The organism is Mesorhizobium sp. WSM4807 (assembly GCF_055811615.1).
The window spans coordinates 1-7,129 of sequence record NZ_JBVVQY010000070.1; the positions used below are offsets into that span (position 1 = coordinate 1).

A 7,129-nucleotide genomic window follows, 5' to 3' on the forward strand; every position below is an offset into this window, starting at 1 on the left:
CTCCGAATCATCGAAGCCCCATGGAATCAGATCAACCGCAATCCCTAAAGTGCGTTAACCCGAGTTCGTAGCCCTGGCGTTGCCGCGCCGGACGTTGAAAGCTCGGCGACATCGGTCTATTGATGAGGTTTTCGCAAACCTTTGCAGCGCGGTGCGACCAGCCCGCCGCGGGAGTAGATCATGTTGAAAGCTACCGAAGAGGAAATCTGGCAGCCTGCTTAAGAAGTCGAGACCGTTTGCGTCAGTCGGGGAAGGACTGTTTCGGGCGGCCAGATCGACTCACAAACGTCTGAACCAGGTCATTGGCGCTGATTCCTTTGAAAGTCGGCTATAGAGAGAAATGCGGAAGAGCGCTGAGAATGTCCGCTCAGGGTCCGACTTCGGCCATTGATCCCGAAAACTGGTTTCCGGTTATCGCTGACGCGGACCTTCGGTTCGGGATCATGGCCTACTCCAGCCATTCGGTTATGAAGCTGCCGTTTTCGTGGATGTCGGTGGTCTCCAGCGGACCTGGGCCGAGATTGGTGAATTTGTGCGGCGTGTTCGGCGGCACGATCAGGATCTGGCCGCCCGACGCCTCGATCTGCCGATCGCCGACGGTGAACAGGCCGGTGCCAGTTCGGATGATGAAAATCTCGCAATAGGGATGCATGTGCAGCCGCGGGCCGCCGCCGATCTCCGGCAGGTAGTTGAAGATCAGGCAGCTTCTGGAGCCGTACGCGCCGCACTGCAGTTCGCCCTGCCAATGGTCGAGGCAGCGGTCGGGCGTCCTGGCCCATTTGTCGCGGTCGATGACATGCGCCATGAGCCGAGGATAGACCGAGGCTGGGTCTCCTGTCGAGGCAAACACCGGCGCCGGTTTTGCCATTGTTTTCCTGTGGTTTCGCCCTCTTCGCCGCCATGCCGCCCGACGCCGAATTGCGTCCCCGCGACAATCTGCCCTTGTGCCTTCACCCGTCTGGACAAAAACGGGCTTCACGCATAAACCGAAGGCCAATTGCCGGAGGAATTCGCTAGCCTGTTCGCCATGCGCTGTCGGGTTGGCGTGAAAGAGCGGGGAACAAGCCTCGGCCACCGGCACGGAAGAGGCGAAAGGATCAGGCACCCGTGAGCGCAACCGACATCCAGGATCCCAACCGTCGTGATTTTCTCTATGTCGCCACCGGCATGGCCGCGGTGGTCGGCGCGGGTGCCGTCGCCTGGCCGTTCATCGACCAGATGCGCCCTGATGCCTCGACACTGGCGCTGGCCTCGGTCGAGGTCGATGTCTCCTCGCTGACGCCGGGAATGTCGCTTGTCGTGAAATGGCGCGGCAAGCCGGTGGTGGTGCGCAACCGCACCGAACAAGAGATGAAGGACGGCGAGGCGGTCAATCTGGCCGAGCTCAAGGATCCGCTCGCTCGCAACGCCAATTTGCCGGCCGATGCGCCGGCGACGGACGCCAACCGCACCATGCCGGGCAAGGAAGCCTGGATAGTGATGGTCCAGGTCTGCACCCATCTCGGCTGCATCCCGCTCGGCCAGGAAGGCGAGTTCGGCGGCTGGTTCTGCCCGTGTCACGGCTCGGTATACGACACCTCGGGCCGCGTCCGCGGCGGGCCGGCGCCGGAGAACATGTCGGTGCCGGTGTTCCAGTTCATTTCCGACACCAAGATCCGTATCGGCTGAGGCTAAGGGATATTTCGATGAGCGAGGGACACTCGACCTATACGCCCAAGACCGGTATCGGACGCTGGTTCGACGCCCGCATGCCGCTGCCGCGGCTGGTCTATGACAGCTTCGTCGCATATCCGGTGCCGCGCAACCTCAACTATGCGTGGACCTTCGGCGGCATCCTGGCGACCATGCTGGTGGCGCAGATGCTGACCGGCATCGTGCTGGCCATGCACTATGCGGCGGACAGCACTCTCGCCTTCGATTCGGTCGAGAAGATCATGCGCGACGTGAATTCGGGCTGGCTGTTGCGCTACCTGCATTCGAACGGCGCGTCATTCTTCTTCGTCGCCGTCTACATCCACATCTTCCGCGGCCTCTATTACGGTTCCTACAAGGCGCCGCGCGAGCTTCTGTGGATCCTCGGCTGCATCATCTACCTCCTGATGATGGCGACAGGTTTCATGGGCTATGTCCTGCCCTGGGGGCAGATGTCGTTCTGGGGCGCGACCGTCATCACCGGCTTCTTCAGCGCCGTCCCGCTGGTCGGCGAGTGGATCCAGCAGCTTTTGCTCGGCGGCTTCGCTGTCGACAACCCGACGCTGAACCGCTTCTTTTCACTGCACTATCTCTTGCCGTTCATGATCGCCGGCGTCGTCGTGCTGCACATATGGGCGCTGCATGTGGTCGGCCAGTCGAACCCGACCGGCATCGAGGTCAAGTCGAAGACCGATACCGTCGCCTTCACCCCTTATGCGACCATCAAGGACGCGTTCGGGATGCTCGTGTTCCTGTTCATCTTCGCCTACTTCGTCTTCTACCTGCCGAACTTTCTCGGCCATCCCGACAACTACACAGTCGCCGACCCGCTGAAGACGCCTGCCCATATCGTGCCGGAATGGTACTTCCTGCCGTTCTACGCGATCCTGCGCGCCATCACCTTCAATATCGGGCCGATCAACTCCAAGCTCGGTGGCGTGCTCGCGATGTTCGGCTCCATCGCCATGCTGTTCCTGGTACCGTGGCTCGACACCTCAAAGGTGCGCTCGGCGGTCTACCGGCCCTGGTACAAATTGTTCTTCTGGCTGTTCGTGATCGATGCCGTCCTGCTTGGCTGGCTGGGTTCGCAGCCGGCCGAGGGCAGCTATGTCTTCATGGCGCAGATGGCGACATTGTTCTACTTCGCCTTCTTCCTGGTCGTGCTGCCGGTGCTTGGCCTGATCGAGACCCCGCGGCGGTTGCCGAATTCGATCACCGAGGCGGTACTCGAGAAGAACAAGGGTGGCGGGCATCCGGCTCGCGCGACAGCCGCAGCGGAAACCAAGGGCTGAGCATGATCCTGAAAAGTGGAGACCGGTTTTCGGAAAAGCTCATGCTCGAGACGACGACAGCGCGGCAGAGAATCTCAAGGGGATTTGGCATGAAGACGATTCTCACCTCGCTGGCGCTGCTCGGCCTTGTGTTGGCAGGCACTGCGGCCGCGACCACCGGGGCCATCGCCCAGGAGGAGGCGCACAACGAAGCCCAGCCGACGCATTTCCCGATACACGAGCCGAAGGAGATGGACTGGAGCTTCGCCGGGCCGTTCGGCACGTACGACAAGGCGCAGCTGCAGCGCGGACTGAAGGTCTACAAGGAAGTCTGCGCGGCCTGCCATTCGATGAAATTGGTGGCGTTCCGCACACTGGAAGACCTTGGCTATTCGGAAGCGCAGGTCAAGGCGCTGGCCGCCGAGTACACGATCAATGACGGTCCCAACGATGCCGGCGACATGTTCGATCGTCCCGGCATACCGTCCGACCATTTCCCGGCGCCGTTCCCCAACGAGCAGGCAGCGGCGGCCGCCAATGGCGGGGCTGCCCCGCCCGACATGTCGCTGCTGGCCAAGGCGCGCGGCGTCACGCGCGGTTTTCCGCGTTTCGTCTTCGACATCTTCACGCAATACGCCCAGGGCGGTCCCGACTATATCCACTCGCTGCTGACCGGCTATGACGAGCAGCCGCCAGCGGGCATGGAGATACCGGAAGGCACCCACTACAATCCGTACTTCATAGCGGGCGTGTCGCTGAAGATGCCCAACCCGCTTTCCGACGACCAGGTGACCTATGATGACGGCTCGCCGCAGACGGTCGACCAGTATTCCCGCGACGTGTCGGCCTTCCTGATGTGGGCAGCCGAGCCGCATCTTGAAGCCCGCAAGAAAACCGGCTTTCGCGTGCTGGTCTTCCTGTTGCTGTTCGGCGCGCTGGTCTATCTGACCAAGCGCAAGGTGTGGGCCGGCGTGGCGCACTGAGCTACGCAAAGCCACGAGATCGAAAGGGCGTCGAAAGGCGCCCTTTTTGTATTCCGAAGGCGGCCGGCTCAGTCTTTTGCCGGACAATTTTCTTCCAGGCGCCACATCGCGGTAGCCGTCGCCGGCCACGCCGGGTTACGATCGCCGAAGTTCCTTTTCACGTCTTCAAGTCGAATCGGACGAATGCCCCGGAGAGCCGCCCCATGAAACCTTCGCTCGAAGACACGCTGCTTGCCGCGATCCGCACCATTCCGGACTATCCCAAGCCGGGCATCCTGTTTCGCGACATCACCACGCTGCTAAGCAATGCGCGCGCCTTCCGCCGCGCCATCGACGAGCTGGTGCATCCCTATGCCGGCCAGAAAGTCGACAAGATCGCCGGCATCGAGGCGCGCGGCTTCATCCTTGGCGGCGCCGTCGCCCATCAGCTCTCGGCCGGCTTCGTGCCGATCCGCAAGAAGGGCAAGCTGCCTTACGAGACGGTGCGCGTCGCCTACAGCCTCGAATACGGGCTGGACGAGATGGAGATGCACAGGGATGGCGTGTCTCCGGGTGAAAAGGTGATCCTGGTCGACGACCTGATCGCCACCGGCGGCACGGCGGCGGCGGCGGTCCAGCTGTTGCGCCAGATCGGCGCCGACATCCTCGCCGCCTGCTTCGTCATCGACCTGCCGGACCTCGGCGGCCGCGACAAGCTCGAAGCACTCGGCGTGCCGGTCAGGACGCTGATCGGGTTTGAAGGGCATTGAAGTGCAGCTCCGAGACGGAAGAGGGGTGTTGGACGGAGTGCCGCAGTGCCAAGCTGGAGCACCCCTCATCCGACCGAGCTTCGCTCGGCCACCTTCTCCCACAAGGGGAGAAGGAAGAGACTATCCCACTTTCACCAGCACGGCGCTTTCGAACTCGATGACCTTGTCACCGGTCGAATCGAAAGCCTCCGAGCGCAGCGTCAGCACTCGCCAGCCCGGCCGCGATGCGATGGGGCGGTGGGCAAGCGCGGTGCGGGTGAAGGTCACGGTTTCTCCGGCATAGACGGGCTTCAGCCATTTGAGGTTCTTGAAGCCGGGCGAGGGGCCGAATTCGGGTGCGGGCTCAGCGCCGGCCCAGCGGGCGCCCTCGGCCTCCACGCCGGTCTCAAGGTTCAATTTCATCCAGGTTGCGGCTGTGTGCCAGCCCGAGGCGCACAGGCCGCCGAACACGCTGTTCTTCGCCGCCTCCCCGTCGAGATGGAATATCTGCGGATCGTATTTCCTGGCGAACGCCTTGATCGCCTCGGGTTCGAATTTGTGCGAACCGAGCGTGACGGTGATGCCGATGCAGAAGAACTCGTCCAATGTCATGAGGGGCCCTGTGCGGCATCACGGGCGAGGAACATGACGGTGTTCTCGAGTTCGAAGACGCCTTCGCCACGCTGGTTGAAAAGCTCGCTGCGCATGGTGACGAGGCCGAGCTGGGGCTTGGACCTGGACAGGCGCTTGGCAAGGACGGTGGTGTTGCCGCTCAAGATGTCGCCGGCCAGCACCGGCCTCTTCCAACGGACCTGATCGACACCGGGGGCGCCTTGCGAGGTCGAGTCCAGCAGGAAGGCATCGCACAGCATGCGCATGAACATCGCGCAGGTGTGCCAGCCGGAGGCCGCCAGCCCGCCAAGGATGCTGGCCTTGCCCGCCGCCTCGTCGAGATGCATCGGCTGCGCATCGAACTCCTGCGCGAATTCGATGATCTCGGCCGCGCTCACCAGCTTCGTGCCGAGGTCGAGCGAGGCGCCCTCGACGAAATCCTCATAGGCCCAAGTCTTTCGTCTGGAATTCTTTCCGGTCATGGTTTGGAATCCGGTTCAAGTTTGTACGATCGTCGCGGATCGGGGTTCCCGGATGCAGGCGGGGCGGGATTTGGTCAAGGCATTTCTGATGCGCCAGGCCATTGCGCCCAACGGGAACAGAGGGTCCGAAGGCTTTACAACCAGCCGCGGCGGCGGAAATACCAGAAGGGCAGGATCGCCGAGAGGATCATCAAGCCGATGGCGAAGGGGTAGCCGAAGTTCCAGGTCAGTTCGGGCATGACATTGAAATTCATGCCGTAGATTGAGGCGACCAGCGTCGGCGGCAGGAAGATGACAGCGGCGACAGAGAAAATCTTGATGATGGCGTTCTGCTCGATCGAGATCATGCCGAGCGTCGCGTCGAGCAGGAAGTTGATCTTCTGCGACAGGAAGGTGGCGTGGTCGGCGAGCGACAGCACATCGCGCGACAAGGTCTTGATACGGGCGCGAATGTCCTTGCTCATCTTGGTCTGGGTCGAGGCGTGGGTGAGGAAGCCGGCGAGCCGCTGCAGCGAGATCAGGCTGTCGCGGATCGAGGAGGCGATGTCCTCCTTGCGGCCGATGGCCTTCAGCAATTCCTGAAAATCGCGGTTGCGCTTGGACGCCTTGGTCGAGCTTGCCTGGAAGATGTCGCGCGAGATCGCCTCGATGTCGCGGCCGGCGCGCTCCAGAATGTCGGCGAGGCGGTCGACGATCGCCTCCAGCAAGCCGATCAGGATGGTGTCGCCGCTGGTGCAGCCGGTCGCCACTTTCTCGGCACGCTGCGGAAAAGTCTTGAAAGCCTTCGGTTCGTGGTAACGCACGGTGATCAGCCTGTTGCCGGCCAGCACGAAGGTGACCGGCGACATCAAGGGATCGTCGGCCTCGGTCTGTGCTGGCAGAATGGCGGTCATGAAATAGGCGCCGTCCTCGACATAGAGGCGGCTCGAAATCTCGATCTCCTCCATCTCCTCGCGCGTCGGAATGGCAACACCGAGCCAGGCCTCGATGGCGGCTTCCTCTTCCTTTGTCGGGCTCACGAGGTCGGCCCAGACGACCTGGTCGCTGTTTGCCAAGAGATCGTCGGCAAGGCGCAGGCGATCATTGTCCACGACGAATGCCTTGATCATCGCCGGGTCTCCCTTGCTGAGGCCAAAAGGATGGGTTCGAGCGTCGTTTCGGATTGCACCGGACGGGCGCTTTGACGAAAGCGTGGGGCCGGGCGCAGACGCCCCTTAGACCGGGCATTGCCGGCAGTCAAGCCGCGCGGAAACGCCCTGTGCAGTCTCTTCCTTCTCCCCTTGTGGTGTTTGGACTGGGGACATCGCGAACAGGTGTGCGAGGACATCGCGAACAGTTTTGCGCATTGTGCGCGAGGGGGT

General features: G+C 62.3%; 8 protein-coding genes. 4 read left to right on the forward strand and 4 right to left on the reverse strand.

Features of this window, described 5'->3' with window-relative positions; translation table 11 throughout:
- Positions 1 to 448: 448 nt before the first annotated feature.
- Entirely contained in the window at positions 449 to 805 is a 357-nt protein-coding gene (locus AC0L3N_RS33280; RefSeq protein WP_473551887.1) for a cupin domain-containing protein, read from the reverse strand.
- Positions 806 to 1,107: 302 nt separating this feature from the next.
- Between AC0L3N_RS33280 and petA the strand changes: the two genes are divergently transcribed.
- The 4 genes from petA (at position 1,108) to AC0L3N_RS33300 (ending at position 4,695) form a co-directional block, all read left to right on the forward strand.
- A complete protein-coding gene (petA, locus tag AC0L3N_RS33285; RefSeq protein ID WP_095491618.1) occupies positions 1,108 to 1,668 on the forward strand; it encodes a ubiquinol-cytochrome c reductase iron-sulfur subunit in 561 nt (186 codons plus the stop codon).
- A gap of 17 nt (positions 1,669 to 1,685) precedes the next feature.
- On the forward strand, positions 1,686 to 2,984 hold the full coding sequence (locus AC0L3N_RS33290) for a cytochrome b (protein WP_473551876.1): 1,299 nt from the start codon (positions 1,686 to 1,688) through the stop codon (positions 2,982 to 2,984).
- Between the two features lie 89 nt (positions 2,985 to 3,073).
- Positions 3,074 to 3,946, forward strand: coding sequence for a cytochrome c1 (locus AC0L3N_RS33295; RefSeq protein ID WP_473551878.1), 873 nt, complete (start codon positions 3,074 to 3,076; stop codon positions 3,944 to 3,946).
- A 203-nt stretch (positions 3,947 to 4,149) separates the two neighbouring features.
- Positions 4,150 to 4,695, forward strand: a complete 546-nt coding sequence (locus AC0L3N_RS33300; protein WP_095491616.1) for an adenine phosphoribosyltransferase — start codon at positions 4,150 to 4,152, stop codon at positions 4,693 to 4,695.
- Between the two features lie 120 nt (positions 4,696 to 4,815).
- Here the strand turns inward: AC0L3N_RS33300 and AC0L3N_RS33305 are convergent, their stop codons facing one another.
- The 3 genes from AC0L3N_RS33305 to corA form a co-directional block, all read right to left on the reverse strand.
- Complete coding sequence (locus tag AC0L3N_RS33305; RefSeq protein ID WP_473551881.1) at positions 4,816 to 5,286, reverse strand: MaoC family dehydratase; 471 nt, start codon at positions 5,284 to 5,286, stop codon at positions 4,816 to 4,818.
- Entirely contained in the window at positions 5,283 to 5,768 is a 486-nt protein-coding gene (locus AC0L3N_RS33310; RefSeq protein WP_473551884.1) for a MaoC family dehydratase, read from the reverse strand. Before AC0L3N_RS33310 ends, AC0L3N_RS33305 begins: the two co-directional genes overlap by 4 nt.
- 134 nt (positions 5,769 to 5,902) lie before the next feature.
- The gene (gene corA / locus AC0L3N_RS33315; protein ID WP_473551886.1) at positions 5,903 to 6,877 is read right to left on the reverse strand and encodes a magnesium/cobalt transporter CorA; all 975 of its coding nucleotides are present in this window, start codon (positions 6,875 to 6,877) and stop codon (positions 5,903 to 5,905) included.
- Positions 6,878 to 7,129: the final 252 nt, after the last annotated feature.

Excerpts from the sequence above, each read along its gene's own strand:
- corA (WP_473551886.1), bottom strand. The coding sequence starts at position 6,877 with ATGATCAAGGCATTCGTCGTGGACAATGATCGCCTGCGCCTTGCCGAC.
- AC0L3N_RS33300 (WP_095491616.1), top strand. The coding sequence starts at position 4,150 with ATGAAACCTTCGCTCGAAGACACGCTGCTTGCCGCGATCCGCACCATT.
- AC0L3N_RS33305 (WP_473551881.1), bottom strand. The coding sequence starts at position 5,286 with ATGACATTGGACGAGTTCTTCTGCATCGGCATCACCGTCACGCTCGGT.
- AC0L3N_RS33295 (WP_473551878.1), top strand. The coding sequence starts at position 3,074 with ATGAAGACGATTCTCACCTCGCTGGCGCTGCTCGGCCTTGTGTTGGCA.
- AC0L3N_RS33280 (WP_473551887.1), bottom strand. The coding sequence starts at position 805 with ATGGCGCATGTCATCGACCGCGACAAATGGGCCAGGACGCCCGACCGC.
- AC0L3N_RS33290 (WP_473551876.1), top strand. The coding sequence starts at position 1,686 with ATGAGCGAGGGACACTCGACCTATACGCCCAAGACCGGTATCGGACGC.
- AC0L3N_RS33310 (WP_473551884.1), bottom strand. The coding sequence starts at position 5,768 with ATGACCGGAAAGAATTCCAGACGAAAGACTTGGGCCTATGAGGATTTC.